The organism is Lactobacillus gallinarum DSM 10532 = JCM 2011, from assembly GCF_001434975.1.
Classification (GTDB): domain Bacteria; phylum Bacillota; class Bacilli; order Lactobacillales; family Lactobacillaceae; genus Lactobacillus; species Lactobacillus gallinarum.
Genome location: NZ_AZEL01000021.1, coordinates 1 through 16,360 on the forward strand (window position 1 = coordinate 1; position 16,360 = coordinate 16,360).

Below are 16,360 nucleotides of genomic sequence, written 5' to 3' on the forward strand. Positions count from 1 at the left end.
ATTTAAATAAAAAATGAAGCCAAACTTCTTATTATGCTTGACTTTACGTAGAAAAAAAGCAGCGTTTTTTGCGCTGCTTTTTAAATCTTATTATTTAGAAATTTCCTTAAGCCCAGCATGACGACGTCCCATGTTAAACCAAGGTGAAACGGTAAATGCTAAGACATCGTTTGCTACATAAATTAATGAGTTAATAGCCATAGCCAAGTTAGCATCGCCTTCAGCATAAGTAATGCCCCAAAGAATCAATTGGAACACGCCACTAGCGGTCCACCAGAAGTATTGGTTGTTATAACGCATGAAGCACATAATTCCGGCAGTAAGTGAGATAGCGAAACTAATTGCATCAACCCAAGGACGAGGATCATTAGTAAACTTACCAATTAAGTAACCAGAAACCACATAAACAAGCAAGGTACCAACGATGGCGATTAACCATTCTTTTGAGCCAAATTTTCTCAAATGGTTCTTAGTATCATTATTCCATGACTTTACTGACAAAATAACTGGTAAGTCCAAAGTTGCAATATAAGCAATTTGTTCAAAGATGGAAAGATAATTCTTAGCTGACCAACCTGCATAAATAAAGCAAGCTGCTGATACTAATCCTAACCATCCATTAATTGCCTTAGTAGCATTAATTGCCAATACACAAAGCGTACCTAATAAAGTACCAATAAAAGTAATTAAAGTTACGCTGGTAACCTTAGCTTGAATAAGTAATGCTAATTGAAAACCAAAAGCAAAAAACCATAAACAATAATTTTGTATTGGCCATCCCTTTAATTGATTAAATAGCCAAACGAAATAATTCTCGTGTTCTCTTTCCATCTACACAAACTCCTTTAAATTTAGGTTCACAAAACACAACATTTTGTGCCTTATCCGCTTTTTCCTAATAAAAGCATCGATATATATCGTAATCGAATTAAGCATTTTATACAATCTTGAATCTTACAAAATATTGTGCTAATAGCACTTAAAGATGTCTATATGTTGCGTTTATGAGAAAAATTATTAGTTTTGGTTTTCATATATATAAAATCAAATTTGAATACTTAAGAATATATAAAGGTACTCAAAAAGTACTATTCTGGAGTGACACACCATCATATAATATAAGTGTAAATTAGTAACATATTGTCATATTATCCAGATGAGAGTAAAAAATGTTTAAATCAACAAAATCACAATTTGCAATTAGAAAATTAAGTAAGGGCGCTGTTGCGGTTTTATTGACTTTCGGTATTTTCGCTAACACTACTTCTGGTATCGTGTCAGCTACAGTAAATGATGGTATCGATATAAGCGCTATCGAAATCAGAGGGGGTACAATAGATACTACTGAATCTTCAGTAGAAGATATTACTCCTGAATCCACTACTGAAGTTTCAACTTCAAATGATGATCAATCAACTCCAGTAAATTCAGAAATTACTCAAAATACAGAAACTATTTCTGAAAATACTCAAGTTGAAACTGCCACTGAAATCAACAAAGCTGAAAATACAGCTAAAGAAGAATCAACGGTAGAAAATGCAACTACTAATGATGCAACCGTCACCGAAGATCAAACCACTACTGATAAAACTGAAACTTCTTCTCCAGAAAATACAAATCAAACTGAAACAACTACTAAGAAGCCAACAATTAACGTTGATACTGAAAAAGTAGACAAAGAGGATGAAGAAGAAACAAAAAAATTAGAAGATATTAAAAAATATATCGAGGAAGTAGCTGCAAAACACCCATTGGGAATTGCCGGTATCTTCCACATCTTTGGTAATGAAGTAGATGGTCAAGTGCACATTGCTGGTAATATTGCCGCAGATAAAGTTGGCGCTGGCGATTTTGGCACTAACTCAGGTGCTACCAGCAACTTAACTAATGGTGATATTCACTACATCGGTAGCATTGACCACCTCAATAAAATTAATGGTGACAACAAGTTAGTTATCTTCGGCCCAGACATTGAATACCGTTCATACGAAAATGGTGGCGCTATTCAAGTTAACTTTGGTACTAAGGATGAACCTAAATGGCAAAAAGTTGACATTAAGCACAGCCACATTATTCAAGCTGACAAGCCTTTAGACATTCAAGGTGAGTTAGACAAATTAGGTGAAAAGTCAGACAACTGGGCAAGCTAAAGCCAAACTGAGGGTGTTAAGGCTGACTTCACTGACCACAATAACAGTTGGATCGATGTTTCCGAAGCAATCAAAAATGCCGGTGATAGAAAAGAACCTATTTACGTAACAGTTGATGCTAGTCACATCTCAGGTGATAACAAGCACAATATCACTATCAAGGGTATCCCTGCTGGTGAAAATGCTCCAATCATCATTTTGAATGTTACTAATGTTCAAAACGGAGACTTGACTGTAAAGACACATCTGGTTTTAGAATACTCAGACCAAAACAATGTAAATGGTTCTAGTGAAAAGCATGGTCAAGCTAACAAGTTATTGTGGAACTTTGGTACCAACCTTAACTCATTGAACATTGATGGTGACTGCCACTTAGGCAGCATTCTAGCTTCAAACGCACACATTACTACAAATGTAAACGTGGATGGTAACATCATCGGAGACAAGGTTACTATCAAAGGTGAAAGTCACCGTTGGGACTTAGTTCCACCAATGGAGGAAATTCAGATTCCTGAAGAGCCTAAGCCGGAAGACCCAGCTCCGGAAGAGCCAACTCCGGAAGACCCAACTCCGGAAGACCCAACTCCGGAAGACCCAACTCCGGAAGAGCCTAAACCCGAAGAGCCAACCACACCTCCTACTGATGAAGAACTTCCTCCTAGTGAAGAAGACTTCATCCGCCCACTTCCTGAAGATGTAGTAGACCCTATCGGAGAGGAAGAAGAACCTAAAGAAGAGGAAAAACAAGATGAAGAAGACTTCATTCGTCCGCTTCCTGAAGATGTAGTAGACCCTATCGGAGAGGAAGAAGAACCTAAAGAAAAGGAAAAACAAGATGAAGAAGACTTCATTCGTCCGCTTCCTGAAAATGTAGTTAAGTCTACAACTAACAAGGTTCAAGAACAACAAAAAGAAGAAAAGGCAACTCCTCAAACAAGCACCAGTACAGTCGTTGAAACATCAACTGAAAAAGAGATCGCTTTGCCAGAAACTGGCGAAAAGCAGAACCCACTTATCTCTATCGGTGCTGTGATGAGCGCAGTTGCAGTGGCTCTTCTCTCACTTGGCCTTATTATCAAAAAGAAGAACTAATTACGAAAACTACTCATTTAAGAGTCGTTTTTTAATTATTTCTAAATAGTGACGCTCTGTCATTTACAAATCAAAAAATAGTTGATACGATTAATATAATTAATTTAAGAAGCGAGGCTGAATATATTGAAATCAAACATAACAAGTATTCCCAAAAAAGTAGTTAAACGTACTACTTCATTATTTAGTTCCCCGTCTCTACCTACCAAAAAAATTACGATTAATTATTACGATGCCGAAGGCAATAAAGTTGACTCTCATTCTCTTAATCCAGTCAAGGATAACCGGGTTATCACCAAGGATGCCTTAAGAATCTTAATTGATTTGCATATTCCTCAATATTATAAAATCATGCCATACTTTGCTTATCCAGAAGAAGACATTACTTTAAATAATATTCCTGACGAAATCATGATCGCAGTAAAACCTAGCTACTAAAAAAGCAGCTCAAAATTGAGCTGCTTTTCTTTCTAAAATTAATGTTGTGAAGCACCTGAAGTAGTGTCAGGCTTTTCTTCAACCTTTTCTTCTTTAGCCGCCTTAGCCTTAGTAGAAGCACCACTGACTGCATCTGGATCAGAATTTCTACGATAAGTTGCACCAGTTGTTGCGTCATCATCAACTACCAATTTTTGACCAGTAGTTTCACAGAAGTACTTAACTAATGGATACAAATCTTGTACCCATTCATAAATACCAGCATAGTTGCCGTTATCATCTTCCACACGCTTATAGTAGTGCAAAACCAACTGCTTCAAGTTACCGGTTGGCACGGGCATATAAACATCATCGTGACCATCTTGCTTTTCACGCAATGCATGAACAACCTTCTTAGCATTAGGAATAACGTCACGTACATCTGGGTGAACTGCACCCATGTTATCCCCAACTTGATCAGGAGTACGCTTAGCTTTCATCTTTGCATTTGGATCGACTGGACGATTATACCACAAGAATTGATTATTATCGTCAACAAAGGTCATTTCACCAATCGTATTACGAAGCATCCAATTCAATTGATTTACTGTCAAAAGACCTGAATCAAGCTTAACATAGTCATCACCTTCTGCAGCGTGAACCTTCTTAGCAGCCTTGTCTAACCAGTCAGGATCATTTTTATCGATACCTTCAACTGTATACCTAGACTTTCCTTTTGCTTCAAAGTCTTCTCTTAAATATTCATCAGAATTCATATTGTGTAACCATTTGGGCTCAGCCATAATTTCATCCCCCCTAAAAGAATTATCATTGTTACTTTGATTATATAGTGGAAGTGGTTACATTTCAATAAAAGATATCATTTATAGGAATATTCTTTGTGTGAATATCATATATTAAATTATATAAATATTTACATAAAAATAAGGAATTAACACCCCTTACATCTTAGTTTCAACTGTATGCTTATCCAAATGAATAATTACATCAAACATAGCCTTTTCTTCTGGTGATATCTTGTGAGCCACCTCAAGTACAGCTACCTTAGGATTTTTAAGCAAGGTCTTGTGAATATCAAGTGACAGCTTAGGATCAAGCGCACTCGTTGCTTCATCAGCCAGTAAGATTGGTCTGCCAGAAAGCAGCGCACGTGCAATTTCTACTCTTTGAATTTGACCACCTGAAAGTTCACTACCGTTTTCACCGACTTGTTTGTCTAAGCCTTGTTCTTTCACCAGTTCATCAAGTCCTGCTTCATTAATTACTTGCTTCAATTGCTCATCACTAACTTGTCTTCCCAATGTGATGTTAAAGCGAAGTGTATCATCAAACATAAACGGCTTTTGATTGACATAAGAATAATAGTTATGGGCTGCATCCCAATTACCCGTTACGTTCTTATTATTAAGCAAAATCTTACCATCTTGCGGCTTCTTTAATCCAAGAAGCAATCGCAACAAGGTCGTTTTACCCCAACCACTTGGGGCCATGAGCAAGACCTTTTCACCAGGCTTAATCTGCAAGCTTACACCGTCAAAAATACGCTTATGATCGCTATTAGTAACATAAGATAAATCCGCAACTTCCATGCCTTCAAAATGACTGATTTTTTGCTTATCATCTTTCATCACGTGCTGCAAAGCCGTTTGCGTCTTTTCCCACATCGGCACTGTTGATTTAACCTGATTAAATTCATTAAACAGCGTTACGACTGGCGTGATAAAGTTCATCGCCAAGTCGACCATCATAACCAAGGTACCAACCTTTAAGTTGCCTTGCATCATCAATATTCCACCAACAGTACATGGAATAATAAAACAGAAAAGTTCCGCAGCTGAATAAATCAACTCCAGTGCCCATGCCTGCGTCAAAGTCATATTTCTTAACGCATTTTCCATTTGTTGGGCAGCGTTTGCGGCACGCGTTACAATATTTGTTCGCACGTTATAAAGCTTAGTAGCTTGCGCACCATTCAATGAATCAGATACGTGCTGTGTATAATTGGCATTAGTTTTAGCCCAGATCTTGGATTTTTTAGTAATAATTGAACTGGTAATCATTTGCACTAACGCTGGTGCAATTGTCGCTACTAAAAATACTAAAGTCATTTGCCAAGAACTATAAAATGCAAAACTAATCGCACCAAAAAATGATAGTCCTTGAAAAATCATATCTAATTGAGCAGTAACACGATTAGTTTCAATTTGCTTCAAATCGTTGGTCATCAGTGACAAGCCACTCTTAATATCTGGATCCCCCTGATCAACCAGATAGCGCAGGTTAGCTCTCTTCAAAGTCATGTTGACATCACGAATGATTCCCATTTTAACTGTTTCATAAACAAAGTTGCTGGCCATGAAGCACATTTGTCCTAGAGCAGTCAATAAAGCTAGTCTAATCAAATGCATGTAATCATGTGAACCAGATGAAGCCACATTCAACATGATTTGGATCATGTAAGCTACAAAGACGATGTTGCAGGCTTTAATTGCAGCCAAAATGGTAAAGCTAATTATTTGGCTTTTTTTAGCATATTTAAGACTCATAAACTCTCCTTTTTTATATACTTGAACCATTATACCCGCATACTTGTCTTTTTCTCAATCTGATACGATAATTAATGTAATACATTCTATTTTTAATAAAGACTGAAAGGAAATTCTATGAAAACTGGTACTAAAATTATTACTTTAGACAACGGTTATCACTTATGGACCAACACTCAAGGTGAAGGTGATATTCATTTATTAGCTCTTCACGGCGGTCCTGGCGGCAACCACGAATACTGGGAAGACACTGCTGAACAATTGAAGAAGCAAGGTCTTAACGTTCAAGTTACCATGTACGATCAATTGGGTTCTCTTTATTCAGATCAACCTGATTACTCTGATCCTGAAATTGCTAAAAAATATTTGACTTACGAATACTTCTTAGACGAAGTTGACGAAGTCCGTGAAAAGCTTGGCTTGGATAACTTTTATTTAATTGGTCAAAGCTGGGGTGGACTTCTTGTTCAAGAATACGCAGTTAAATATGGTCAACATTTAAAGGGTGCCATCATTTCATCCATGGTTGACGAAATCGATGAATACGTTGCTTCAGTTAATAGAAGAAGACAAGAAGTTCTTCCACAGACTGAAATCGACTTTATGCATGAATGCGAAAAGAACAATGACTACGACAACCAACGTTACCAAGATGATGTCCAAATCTTGAACATTAACTTCGTTGACCGTAAGCAACCTTCTAAGCTTTACCACTTGAAAGATATCGGCGGTAGTGCTGTTTACCACGCATTCCAAGGTGATAACGAATTTGTCATCACTGGTAAGTTGAAGGACTGGCACTTCAGAGATCAATTGAAGAACATCAAGGTTCCTACTTTGCTTACCTTTGGTGAAAATGAAACTATGCCAATTTCTACTGCTAAGATTATGCAAAAGGAAATTCCTAACTCACGCTTGGTTACTACTCCAGATGGTGGTCACCACCACATGGTTGATAACCCAGACGTATACTACAAGCACTTAGCTGACTTCATTCGTGAAGTTGAAAACGGCACTTTTAAAGGTGAATAAAGATTGAAAAGAAGTCCAATTTGGGCTTCTTTTTTCTCCCTAATATGCTAGAATTAGAACAATTTAACATATTTAAGGGGATGACAATATGAGGAAACTGATTGATTTACACCTTCACCTAGATGGTTCCGTACCATTTACCACTATCAAAGAGTTAATGACCATCCATGGTCTGCCTACTATTGATGATCAAATTCTGCGGCAAAAACTATCGGTGGGTCCTGACTGCCGTGATTTAAATGAATTTCTGGAGAAATTTGCTTTTCCCGTTCATTTAATGCAAACGGCAGCTGATCTGCAACTGATTGTATTTAGTTTGCTAAAAAAAATAAAGAAACAGGGACTGGTTTACGTCGAGATTCGTTTTGCGCCCCAGCTTCATACTGAGCAAGGTCTGACTCAAGAGGAAGTAGTGCGCGCAGCGATTAGCGGCTTAAACCAGTTTTTTAATTGGCAAAAAATGCATTCCTCTAGTCAGCCTGAGCTACATGCTAATCTGCTGCTGTGCCTGATGCGCCTACCTCATAATTATGACCAGAACCTAGAAACGATCACTGTAGCTAAGCATTTTCTGGACCGCGGCGTCAGTGGCTTAGATCTAGCTGGAGCCGAAACGCCCACCTTTGCCATCAACAATTATACTTCTTTGTTTAATCTTGCTAGTCAAAACAGCATTCCTTTCACCATTCATGCAGGCGAAGCGATGGGCCCAGAGTCGATTTACCAAGCGTTAGATTTAGGAGCCAGGCGCATCGGCCACGGCATCCGCTGCATTGAAGATACGCAGCTAGTAGCAGAGCTCATCCAAAACAAGATCACGTTAGAATGTTGCGCTACCTCAAATTTGAATACTAAAGTATTTGATCAAATTGACCACTACCCTGTTAAAAAGTTGCTCAATCAGGGCGTTAACGTCACGCTTAATTCTGATGACATGACCGTTTCTAACATCGACTTGCCCCATGAATACCAACTGTTAGAAGAAAAGACGGGGTTAACTCGAGCCGACGAAAAACAACTCTATTTAAACGCGGTTACTGCCGCCTTTTGCTCAAATGCGGAGAAAAAGCGATTATTTTCTTTAATCTAAATGTGCTAAAATCAAACTAATTTTTAAATTAACTATGATGGAGAAAAATTATGAAAGCAGTAGTTCCAACAGGAAAAATTTATTTAGGTTCACCATTTTACAGCGATGCTCAAAGAGAAAGAGCAGCCAAGGCAAAAGAGTTGTTAGCAAAGAATCCAAGCATCGCGCATGTCTTCTTCCCCTTTGATGATGGTTTCACCGATCCGGACGAAAAGAATCCTGAAATCGGCGGTATCAGAAGCATGGTTTGGCGGGATGCGACTTACCAAAATGATTTAACTGGTATTTCAAATGCCACTTGCGGCGTATTTTTATATGATATGGATCAATTAGATGATGGTTCTGCCTTTGAGATTGGCTTCATGCGTGCCATGCACAAGCCGGTAATCTTGGTGCCATTTACTGAGCATCCTGAAAAAGAGAAGAAAATGAATCTGATGATCGCTCAAGGCGTAACCACGATCATCGATGGCAATACTGAATTTGAAAAACTTGCTGAATATAACTTCAACGAATGTCCTTCTAATCCAGTTCGCGGCTACGGCATTATCTAATATCAATAAGCAATCCCTTAATTTCATTAAGAAATACATAAGTCAGTGACAATGTGTCATTTTTATCTATACTTATTTCTCGTAAGCGTGTATAATTAATATCATGATATAGAAAATGATATTGATGTAAATGTGTCAGGAGAAATGTGTATGAATAAATTAACTAAACTCACCGCTGGTGCTGCCTTAATTGGCGCTTTAGCTGTTGGTACTGTTGCATGTAGCAACAATGACCACAGTGAATCAACCCAATCTTCTAAGGTTGAAAAGTCAAAGAAGAATACTAAGAAGGCAGTTAAGCAAAACGAAACCAAGCTTAAGAGAACTAAAATTGATCTCAGTCAAAGCGAAGCTTTAAACAAATTCAATGAAAAATACCCTAACAAGAAAATTAAGAGTATTGATTTGAAGCAAGAAAACGGTACCTACGTTTATGAAATCGACGGTTTTGACAAGACTAATGAATATACTGCAACAATTAACGCCGATACTGGCAAGTTGTTACATTCACATTCTGAAAAGCTTGACTTAGACGATCGTCACCAAAAAGCGCTTGACCTTGATAGCGTAATCAGCCGTGATGAAGCAACTAAGATTGCGGAAAAACATGCTGACGGCGTAAGTAAAGAATGGAATCTTGAACTCGATGAAGACGATGGCAAGGCTTACTGGGATGTTGAAGTAAGCGATGGCACTAAGTCAACTGAAGTTAAGATTAATGCCACTAGCAAAGACGTTGTGAGAACTGATCGCGATCATGGCGATGATAACGACTAAAAAAGAGGTCCAAATTGGACCTCTTTTCTATTACAATTTTTTAAGTAATAACCAGTCAGTTTGTGGATCGCTGCCAACTTGAAAAGTATGCTCGCTTACCTTTTCAAAACCATGATGCTTGTAGAAATGTTGGGCATTAATATTCTTTTCGTAAACGCCAAGCCACATATAGTCATAGTCCTCTTTTCTTGCCGTATCTTCTGCATAATCTAGCAACACATTACCTAATCCTTTATGTTGAAAACTTGGCAATAAGTAAATGCGTTCCACTTCTAAAGCATTTTCTTTTAAATGCTCAGTTTGCGCATCCCCTACATTAATCTTCAAGTAGCCTGCTACTTCATCGCCCACCATCAAGAAAAAGAAGCGACTATTCGGATTTTCTATTTCCTTAATCAACTTGCTGGTTTCATAATCTTCTTTCAAAAAGCGCTTCATATCATCTGGAGCAGTATAGTCATCAAAAGTATCCTTGAAAGTCTCACGTGATACTTCTTGCAACTTCTCCACATCATTAGTTGTTATAGACTTAATTGTGTAATCCATTAATATTCCCTCTTTCCGCCGTTTTTAACAAAATACCAATTGGCACTAACATTCTTCTCTACTATCTGCAGTAAGGCAGTTAATTCCGCTCTCTGTACTGAATCTAATCCTGTTAAGGCCAACTCATTTGAATATGCATTCTCCTGCTCAATTTTCTGCGCTAACTTCTCGCCTTTATCCGTGACAAACAAATGCTTAATCTTTCTATTTTTCTGATCATTCTTCTTTTCAATCAGACTGTTTTTTTCAAGCTTTTGAATAGCTCTAGCAGTGGTCGTACGATCAACACTCAACAACTCAGCTAAATGATTAGCAATAATCCCCGGATTTTCCTTAATTCTAGTCAAATACAAATACTGACCGCGATTGAGCTCAATCTCCTTAAACTCAACATTAGCAATTGAATCCAGAGCACGGGCAATCGTTCCGATTCGTCTTAAAATATCTTCTTCCATTTTTTCACCTTAAGAATATTATATTAATTATTGTTGCAAATGCAACAATAAAATAAACATTACAAAATAACAACAAAAGACATAAGAAATTTTTAAGCAAACAGTAACGCTATGTAGCTTTTAGATTATATAGTTTATAATTTAGATAAACTCAACAAAACTACACAACAGATGACTATTATGAAGAAATTTATCAAACCCGTTTTAATTGGCGTTACAGGAATTTTAATCGGTGTATTTTCGACCATTTTCTGGATCAAGCAACAACCACAAACGCCTATCAACTTTTCAATAACCACTAAGAATGTTTTACCCAAAATTGTAAACTATTCTAGCAACAAATTGCCCCAAATTAGAATGAGTCAAGTTTCCGCAATCCAAAAATTCAAATCCTTGTATTCAAACGCCGAGATTAAATCCATTACTTTAGCCTTAAAAAATGATACTTATGTTTACACCATTGTTGGTTTTGATTCCATAAAAGATTGCACTATTCAGCTCGATGCGACCAATAACAAAATCATGGGACAATCTACTCAGCTTTTAGATTACGATTACAACAAAGAAGAAGCATTAAATCTTAAAAAGACCATTTCTCGGCAAGAGGCCAATGCCGTTGCACTCAGAGAATTGCGCGGTGCCACCCCAATTCTTTGGGAATTAACCGATGAAGACGGCAAGGCTATTTGGAAAATCAATCTAATTTATAATAATCAAAAACGCGAATTAAAAATCGATGCTTTAAACAAAAATATTATTTAAAAAATTTTTAGCTGATTGCAACCTAGCATTGTAATCAGCTTTTGTTATATACAATCTAAATTGAAATCCTCACCTCCATAACACATCTTTATCAAAATACAAGATCTTGTAGTCAATATTTTATATGCTACAATAACTAGTGCTTATAAAAATATTTATCGGAAGATTACTAATGAGATTAGGTAAAAAATTAATCACTTTTGCTGTAGCCGGCCTTGCGTTAGTAGGTACAGCTGCTTGTTCCAATGGTAAAAACAATTCATCTTCAAATGATGCTAAGATTCCATCTAAAATCACTAAAAAGACTACTGTAGTATTTTGGCACGGGATGCATGGTGCTCAAGAAAATACTTTTAAGCAATTAACTAATGATTTTGAAAAGAAGAATCCTAACATTAAGATCTAGCTGGAAAACCAAGGCTCTTACATTGATTTGCAAGGCAAGATCAATTCTACTATGCAATCACCTAAGAATTTGCCAACAATTACCCAAGCTTACCCTGGCTGGTTATATAATGCCGCTCAAAACAGAATGTTGGTTGATTTAACTCCTTACATCAACAATAAAAATGTTGGTTGGGGCAGCACCAAAGCTTCTAATATTCGAACTGAATTGTTAGATGGTGCCCAAATTAAAGGTACCCAATATGGTATTCCATTTAACAAATCTATCGAATCTTTGACTTACAACAAGACTATGTTCAAGAAATATGGCATTAAAAAAGTTCCTACAACAATGGAGGAACTCAAACAGGTCTCTGAAACTATCTACAAGAAGAGTAACCACAAGGTAGTTGGTGCTGGCTTTGATTCATTAGCTAGCTACTACACTCTTGGTATGAAGGATGAAGGCATTAACTTTACCGACAAGATTAATTTCACCGGTGCTGCTTCTAAGAAAGTTATCAATTACTATGCAGAAGGTGTAAAGAAAGGCTACTTCCGTGTAGCTGGTTCTGAACACTACTTATCTGGTCCATTTGCTAACGAAAAAGTCGCAATGTTCATCGGTACTTCTGCAGGTGAAGGCTTTGTAAAACAAGGTGTTGGCAACAAGTTTACTTACGATGTTGCTCCTCGTCCTGGCAAATACACCATGCAACAAGGTACTGACATCTACATGTTTAAAGAAGCTTCATCAATGCAAAGAGCTGCCGCCTTCAAGTACATGAAATTCTTAACTTCTGAATCCTCACAACTTAAGTGGGCAAATGCTACTGGTTACATTCCAGTTAATAACGGCGTACTTGACGACAAGGAATTCCTTGATAACAAGAACATCAAGATGCCTACTAAGTTGAAAGCAGCAATGAAGCACCCCTATAGTGTCCCAGCTAAAAAGAACTCTAATGCTGCCTACAACCAATTAAACGGCATTATGCAAAACATCTTATCCGCAGCTCAAAAAAGTCAAAATGTTAACAGCCAAATTGACAATGGTAAGCAAAAATTTGATGCCGCTTGGAAACAATAAAGTGCAAAATAAAAAGCTCTCTTTCGAGAGCTTTTTTTCTGCCTATTTTTATCTCGGTTGACTGTCGGCACGTGACTTGTAATCACCATTTTCAGTACCGATAATCAACTTCTCGCCTTCCTTAATGAAGTCAGGAACTTGAACAACCAGGCCTGTTTCCATTGTGGCTGGCTTACCACCACCAGCAACAGTAGCACCCTTAATTTCTGGTTGAGTTTCCTTAACAGTCATTTCAACAGTTGATGGCAATTCAATACCGATAATCTTGTTGTCACCAGTGAATTCCATATCTACCATGATGTTAGGCATTAAAAACTTAACATCATCACCTAATTGGTCAGCAGAAACTTCGTATTGATCATAAGTTTCAGTATCCATAAAGGTATAAACATCGCCTTCACCATAGAGGTATTGTGCAGTTCTCTTAGTGATATCAACTAAATCTACTTTTTCAGTTGGACGCATAGTCTTGTGGACAACAGCACCGCTCTTAACGTCACGCAAATCCATTTGCATAACGGTGTTACCCTTACCTGGCTTATGGTGGTTAGCCTTTAAAACCTTAATTAACTTACCATCTTGACTAAAAATCATGCCTTTTTTCAAATTAATTGCTTGCATAAAATTCTCCTTATCTACACATAGATTATAACAAACTAAATATGTCTCAAATAAATCTTGTCAATTAAATGTCCATCAGTCTTATGCAAAATTAGGCTTGCACGTTCTTTAGTTGGAGCAATGTATTCACGAAGGTTTACTAAATTGACCATTTGCCATACTTCTTCGGCAAACTGCATCGCTTGATCTAGCGGTCCATTAGCCATTTGATAATAAAAATTATCAGGCTTGTTTTTATTCAATTTCAATACTTTTTGGAATCGTTGCATATACCATTTTTCAATTAAATCTTCTTCCGCATCGATATAAATTGAAAAATCAAAAAAGTCACTAGTCACAACTTGTCCACTTTCCGGTAGTTGCAGAGTATTGATCCCTTCAATAATTAAAATATCTGGGTTCTTAACATGACCATATTTTCCAGGAACAATATCGCTCAATTCTTGTGAATAAAGTGGGTAAACAATATCCTTTTTACCACTTAAAACATCCCACAAAAAGTCACTTAATAAGGCCATATTATAGCTTTCAGGGAATCCCTTGCGTGACATTAATCCCTTACGCTCCAATTCTTTATTTGGATAAATAAAACCATCCGTGGTCATTAAATGTACTTTGAGATTGGGATAAGTTCTTTGCAAAAGTAGCTGCAAAAGACGCGCCGTAGTCGACTTTCCTACAGCTACCGAACCTGAAATACCGATGATAAACGGTGCTGGTTCAAAAGATTTATGCAAAAATCTAATCTGAGCTTGGCGCGCTTGTTGTTTATCCTGATAAACTAAATGTAGATAGCTAATTAGGCTAGTATAAATTTCATGCACATCGGTCAAATCGACTACATCGCCTAGTGACTTGATTTGTGTTAATTCTTCTTTAGTAATATTTACTTTATTTTTTGGAGCTAGTTTAGCCCATTCATTTCTTTCAAAACTCGTATAATTTCTCATTGCTATTATCCATTTTTTCTTTTACATACACTTACTTATTATAATTGAAAGGCATTAAATTATGAAAAAAATAATTTTATTCGGTGATTCTATCTTTAACGGCTTTCGCGATGGTCAAGACACAGATTTAGTTACTAATCTATTTCAAAAAGAGCTAAAAGATTATGCACAGGTGGAAAACATCTCTAAAAGTGGTGCCACTACCGTTGAAGCACTAGATTATTTGCATTTAATTCCTCAAAAAAGAGATTTAGTTGTAGTTGAATACGGTAATAATGATGCCGCAACAGGTTGGGGAATTCGCCCAGAAAGTTATGAGCGCAATCTAAATGAAGTTCTCACCCAAGTAGGCAAAGCCATAGTTGTTGGCCTCTGTTATCCTGATCCTACCAACAGTGAAATTAACCAATTTTACGGAGATGAAAGATTAGATCTTTTCAACGGCATTGCTAAAAAGGTTGCAGAAAAGCACAGTGTACAATTTGTGGATATCTTACCCGCCTTTAGAAAGCTCAAGGCCATTTCGACATACTATCAAAAAGATGGACAGCATCTAACAGACAAAGGCAACGAATTTTTAGTTAACCAAATTATGCCAGCAATCAAAAAAGAACTTGATTAACTCAAGCTCTTCTTCATCATAATATGCTCAACGCCGCCTTCATCAAATGGCTCGCCGCATGTTTGATAACCTAATTTTTCATAGAATGGCTTAACATGCATTTGAGCATGACAATACAAGGCTGAGGCATTTTGCTCTTTTAAGTAATTATGCACAGCTAGCAGCATTTTCTTACCTAAGCTTTGGCCGCGACTTTTCTTTGAAACTGCAACGCGGCCCAGCATCCATTTATCTTTTTCCACAAACAGACGACATGTTGCAAGGGCATCCGTCTGTTTTTCATTTAGCAAAAAAACTTGAACTGCTGTTAAATCTTGATCATCTAAATCTGGCAATGTAATTTTTTGTTCTGCTACAAAAGTTTCATTACGCAGGCGAGCTACGGCAAACATTTCTCTGCTCGTCATTTCATCAATCTTTTTAAAAGAAAAATTATTATTCATCGTTACTTTCCTAAATAATTACTATCTTTACCAAACCATTTCTCATTAATTTGTCTTAACTTACCATTTTTCTGCAATCTAGCCAAGCCCTCGTTGAGCTTTTTTTGCAAAGTCTTATCATCTTTACGCATCCCGACCGCAAACAGATCCATCGGTACACGGTCATTTTGTATCACCTTATACTCGCTACTCTTAGCCATGTGTGCAATGTAGTAATCGGCGTAAACTTCATCAAGCAAGATTCCTTGGATACGACCTGAATTTAAATCTAAGAATGAATTAGAAATTGTATCGTACAAAATTGTTTTTTTAGCATGCAAGACATTCTGCTTAGTCTCATACCACTGCTCCGCGGTTGAACCAGTTTGCATCCCCAATTCATACTTTTTCATTTGCGCAAAATTATCGATGCCGCTATTTTTCTTTACAACCAAAACTTGACGATTACGCAAATATGGACGACTAAAAGCCACCTTCTTCTTGCGCTCAGGCGTAATACTGTAGCCGTTCCAAATCAAATCAATAGTGCCGTTGCGCAGTTCCGTTACGTTCATCGACCAGTCGATCGTTTGAAAACTAACTTTAATGCCATACTCCTTAAAAACGGCTCTTGCTAAATCAATATCGTAACCTGTAAGTTGGCCATTTTTCTTCTCAAATCCCATTGGCACAAAGCTATCATCTAAACCGATGACCACTTGCTTATTCTTTTCCATTGTTTGCCACGTATCAGCATTATTGGACTTAGCGCACCCAGTTAAAGTCAGCACTAGAACTCCAATAATTGCTATTATCCATTTTTTCATGA

General features: G+C 37.2%; 18 protein-coding genes and 1 pseudogene. 10 read left to right on the plus strand and 9 right to left on the minus strand.

The features are described 5' to 3' along the window. Window positions 1-90 precede the first annotated feature (90 nt). Window positions 91-831: a nicotinamide riboside transporter PnuC gene (gene pnuC, locus FC37_RS03440; RefSeq protein WP_025006479.1), complete on the minus strand. Its 741-nt coding sequence runs from the start codon at window positions 829-831 to the stop codon at window positions 91-93. Between the two features lie 338 nt (window positions 832-1,169). On the opposite strand from pnuC, the gene FC37_RS10695 reads away from it, so the two are divergent. The 3 genes from FC37_RS10695 to FC37_RS03455 all read left to right on the plus strand — a co-directional run bounded on the left by FC37_RS10695 (window position 1,170) and on the right by FC37_RS03455 (window position 3,680). Then, window positions 1,170-2,150 (plus strand): hypothetical protein, encoded by a 981-nt coding sequence (locus tag FC37_RS10695; protein WP_051519021.1) that lies wholly within the window; start codon window positions 1,170-1,172, stop codon window positions 2,148-2,150. 126 nt (window positions 2,151-2,276) lie between these two features. Beyond that, a complete protein-coding gene (locus FC37_RS10700; RefSeq protein ID WP_338107499.1) occupies window positions 2,277-3,242 on the plus strand; it encodes a choice-of-anchor A family protein in 966 nt (321 codons plus the stop codon). A gap of 126 nt (window positions 3,243-3,368) precedes the next feature. Beyond that, window positions 3,369-3,680 (plus strand): hypothetical protein, encoded by a 312-nt coding sequence (locus FC37_RS03455; RefSeq protein WP_056945488.1) that lies wholly within the window; start codon window positions 3,369-3,371, stop codon window positions 3,678-3,680. A gap of 38 nt (window positions 3,681-3,718) precedes the next feature. Here the strand turns inward: FC37_RS03455 and FC37_RS03460 are convergent, their stop codons facing one another. Further along, the gene (locus FC37_RS03460; RefSeq protein ID WP_025005999.1) at window positions 3,719-4,462 is read right to left on the minus strand and encodes a PAS domain-containing protein; all 744 of its coding nucleotides are present in this window, start codon (window positions 4,460-4,462) and stop codon (window positions 3,719-3,721) included. 159 nt (window positions 4,463-4,621) lie between these two features. After that, complete coding sequence (locus tag FC37_RS03465; protein ID WP_056945489.1) at window positions 4,622-6,226, minus strand: ATP-binding cassette domain-containing protein; 1,605 nt, start codon at window positions 6,224-6,226, stop codon at window positions 4,622-4,624. Between the two features lie 117 nt (window positions 6,227-6,343). Here FC37_RS03465 and FC37_RS03470 point away from each other — a divergent pair, with 117 nt between their 5' ends. The 4 genes from FC37_RS03470 to FC37_RS03485 all read left to right on the plus strand — a co-directional run bounded on the left by FC37_RS03470 (window position 6,344) and on the right by FC37_RS03485 (window position 9,679). Next, a complete protein-coding gene (locus FC37_RS03470; RefSeq protein WP_003627833.1) occupies window positions 6,344-7,258 on the plus strand; it encodes a prolyl aminopeptidase in 915 nt (304 codons plus the stop codon). A gap of 88 nt (window positions 7,259-7,346) precedes the next feature. After that, window positions 7,347-8,348, plus strand: a complete 1,002-nt coding sequence (gene add / locus FC37_RS03475; RefSeq protein ID WP_025006000.1) for an adenosine deaminase — start codon at window positions 7,347-7,349, stop codon at window positions 8,346-8,348. Between the two features lie 50 nt (window positions 8,349-8,398). Next, a complete protein-coding gene (locus tag FC37_RS03480) occupies window positions 8,399-8,902 on the plus strand; it encodes a nucleoside 2-deoxyribosyltransferase (protein WP_025006001.1) in 504 nt (167 codons plus the stop codon). 150 nt (window positions 8,903-9,052) lie between these two features. After that, entirely contained in the window at window positions 9,053-9,679 is a 627-nt protein-coding gene (locus FC37_RS03485; RefSeq protein WP_025006002.1) for a PepSY domain-containing protein, read from the plus strand. A 30-nt stretch (window positions 9,680-9,709) separates the two neighbouring features. On the opposite strand, the gene FC37_RS03490 is transcribed toward FC37_RS03485, so the two are convergent. Both FC37_RS03490 and FC37_RS03495 read right to left on the minus strand, forming a co-directional pair. Continuing rightward, window positions 9,710-10,225, minus strand: a complete 516-nt coding sequence (locus FC37_RS03490; RefSeq protein ID WP_025006003.1) for a GNAT family N-acetyltransferase — start codon at window positions 10,223-10,225, stop codon at window positions 9,710-9,712. Beyond that, window positions 10,225-10,680: a MarR family winged helix-turn-helix transcriptional regulator gene (locus FC37_RS03495; protein WP_025006004.1), complete on the minus strand. Its 456-nt coding sequence runs from the start codon at window positions 10,678-10,680 to the stop codon at window positions 10,225-10,227. Before FC37_RS03495 ends, FC37_RS03490 begins: the two co-directional genes overlap by 1 nt. Window positions 10,681-10,860: 180 nt before the next feature. Between FC37_RS03495 and FC37_RS03500 the strand changes: the two genes are divergently transcribed. Next, window positions 10,861-11,442, plus strand: coding sequence for a PepSY domain-containing protein (locus FC37_RS03500; RefSeq protein ID WP_025006005.1), 582 nt, complete (start codon window positions 10,861-10,863; stop codon window positions 11,440-11,442). Between the two features lie 172 nt (window positions 11,443-11,614). Then, window positions 11,615-12,916, plus strand: a pseudogene (locus tag FC37_RS03505) (extracellular solute-binding protein). Window positions 12,917-12,964: 48 nt separating this feature from the next. Here the strand turns inward: FC37_RS03505 and efp are convergent. Further along, on the minus strand, window positions 12,965-13,537 hold the full coding sequence (efp, locus tag FC37_RS03510; RefSeq protein WP_025006006.1) for an elongation factor P: 573 nt from the start codon (window positions 13,535-13,537) through the stop codon (window positions 12,965-12,967). Between the two features lie 35 nt (window positions 13,538-13,572). Next, window positions 13,573-14,487: a type I pantothenate kinase gene (coaA, locus tag FC37_RS03515; RefSeq protein ID WP_025006007.1), complete on the minus strand. Its 915-nt coding sequence runs from the start codon at window positions 14,485-14,487 to the stop codon at window positions 13,573-13,575. Window positions 14,488-14,548: 61 nt separating this feature from the next. On the opposite strand from coaA, the gene FC37_RS03520 reads away from it, so the two are divergent. Beyond that, window positions 14,549-15,109, plus strand: a complete 561-nt coding sequence (locus FC37_RS03520) for an SGNH/GDSL hydrolase family protein (protein ID WP_025006008.1) — start codon at window positions 14,549-14,551, stop codon at window positions 15,107-15,109. Here FC37_RS03520 and FC37_RS03525 read toward each other — a convergent pair. Beyond that, the gene (locus FC37_RS03525; RefSeq protein WP_025006009.1) at window positions 15,106-15,552 is read right to left on the minus strand and encodes a GNAT family N-acetyltransferase; all 447 of its coding nucleotides are present in this window, start codon (window positions 15,550-15,552) and stop codon (window positions 15,106-15,108) included. The genes FC37_RS03520 and FC37_RS03525 overlap by 4 nt on opposite strands. Before the next feature lie 2 nt (window positions 15,553-15,554). Next, window positions 15,555-16,358 (minus strand): amino acid ABC transporter substrate-binding protein, encoded by an 804-nt coding sequence (locus FC37_RS03530; protein ID WP_025006010.1) that lies wholly within the window; start codon window positions 16,356-16,358, stop codon window positions 15,555-15,557. Window positions 16,359-16,360 lie beyond the last annotated feature (2 nt).

Excerpts from the sequence above, each read along its gene's own strand:
- pnuC (WP_025006479.1), bottom strand. The coding sequence starts at position 831 with ATGGAAAGAGAACACGAGAATTATTTCGTTTGGCTATTTAATCAATTA.
- FC37_RS10695 (WP_051519021.1), top strand. The coding sequence starts at position 1,170 with ATGTTTAAATCAACAAAATCACAATTTGCAATTAGAAAATTAAGTAAG.
- FC37_RS03460 (WP_025005999.1), bottom strand. The coding sequence starts at position 4,462 with ATGGCTGAGCCCAAATGGTTACACAATATGAATTCTGATGAATATTTA.
- FC37_RS03465 (WP_056945489.1), bottom strand. The coding sequence starts at position 6,226 with ATGAGTCTTAAATATGCTAAAAAAAGCCAAATAATTAGCTTTACCATT.
- FC37_RS03470 (WP_003627833.1), top strand. The coding sequence starts at position 6,344 with ATGAAAACTGGTACTAAAATTATTACTTTAGACAACGGTTATCACTTA.
- add (WP_025006000.1), top strand. The coding sequence starts at position 7,347 with ATGAGGAAACTGATTGATTTACACCTTCACCTAGATGGTTCCGTACCA.
- FC37_RS03480 (WP_025006001.1), top strand. The coding sequence starts at position 8,399 with ATGAAAGCAGTAGTTCCAACAGGAAAAATTTATTTAGGTTCACCATTT.
- FC37_RS03485 (WP_025006002.1), top strand. The coding sequence starts at position 9,053 with ATGAATAAATTAACTAAACTCACCGCTGGTGCTGCCTTAATTGGCGCT.
- FC37_RS03490 (WP_025006003.1), bottom strand. The coding sequence starts at position 10,225 with ATGGATTACACAATTAAGTCTATAACAACTAATGATGTGGAGAAGTTG.
- FC37_RS03495 (WP_025006004.1), bottom strand. The coding sequence starts at position 10,680 with ATGGAAGAAGATATTTTAAGACGAATCGGAACGATTGCCCGTGCTCTG.
- FC37_RS03500 (WP_025006005.1), top strand. The coding sequence starts at position 10,861 with ATGAAGAAATTTATCAAACCCGTTTTAATTGGCGTTACAGGAATTTTA.
- efp (WP_025006006.1), bottom strand. The coding sequence starts at position 13,537 with ATGCAAGCAATTAATTTGAAAAAAGGCATGATTTTTAGTCAAGATGGT.
- coaA (WP_025006007.1), bottom strand. The coding sequence starts at position 14,487 with ATGAGAAATTATACGAGTTTTGAAAGAAATGAATGGGCTAAACTAGCT.
- FC37_RS03520 (WP_025006008.1), top strand. The coding sequence starts at position 14,549 with ATGAAAAAAATAATTTTATTCGGTGATTCTATCTTTAACGGCTTTCGC.
- FC37_RS03525 (WP_025006009.1), bottom strand. The coding sequence starts at position 15,552 with ATGAATAATAATTTTTCTTTTAAAAAGATTGATGAAATGACGAGCAGA.
- FC37_RS03530 (WP_025006010.1), bottom strand. The coding sequence starts at position 16,358 with ATGAAAAAATGGATAATAGCAATTATTGGAGTTCTAGTGCTGACTTTA.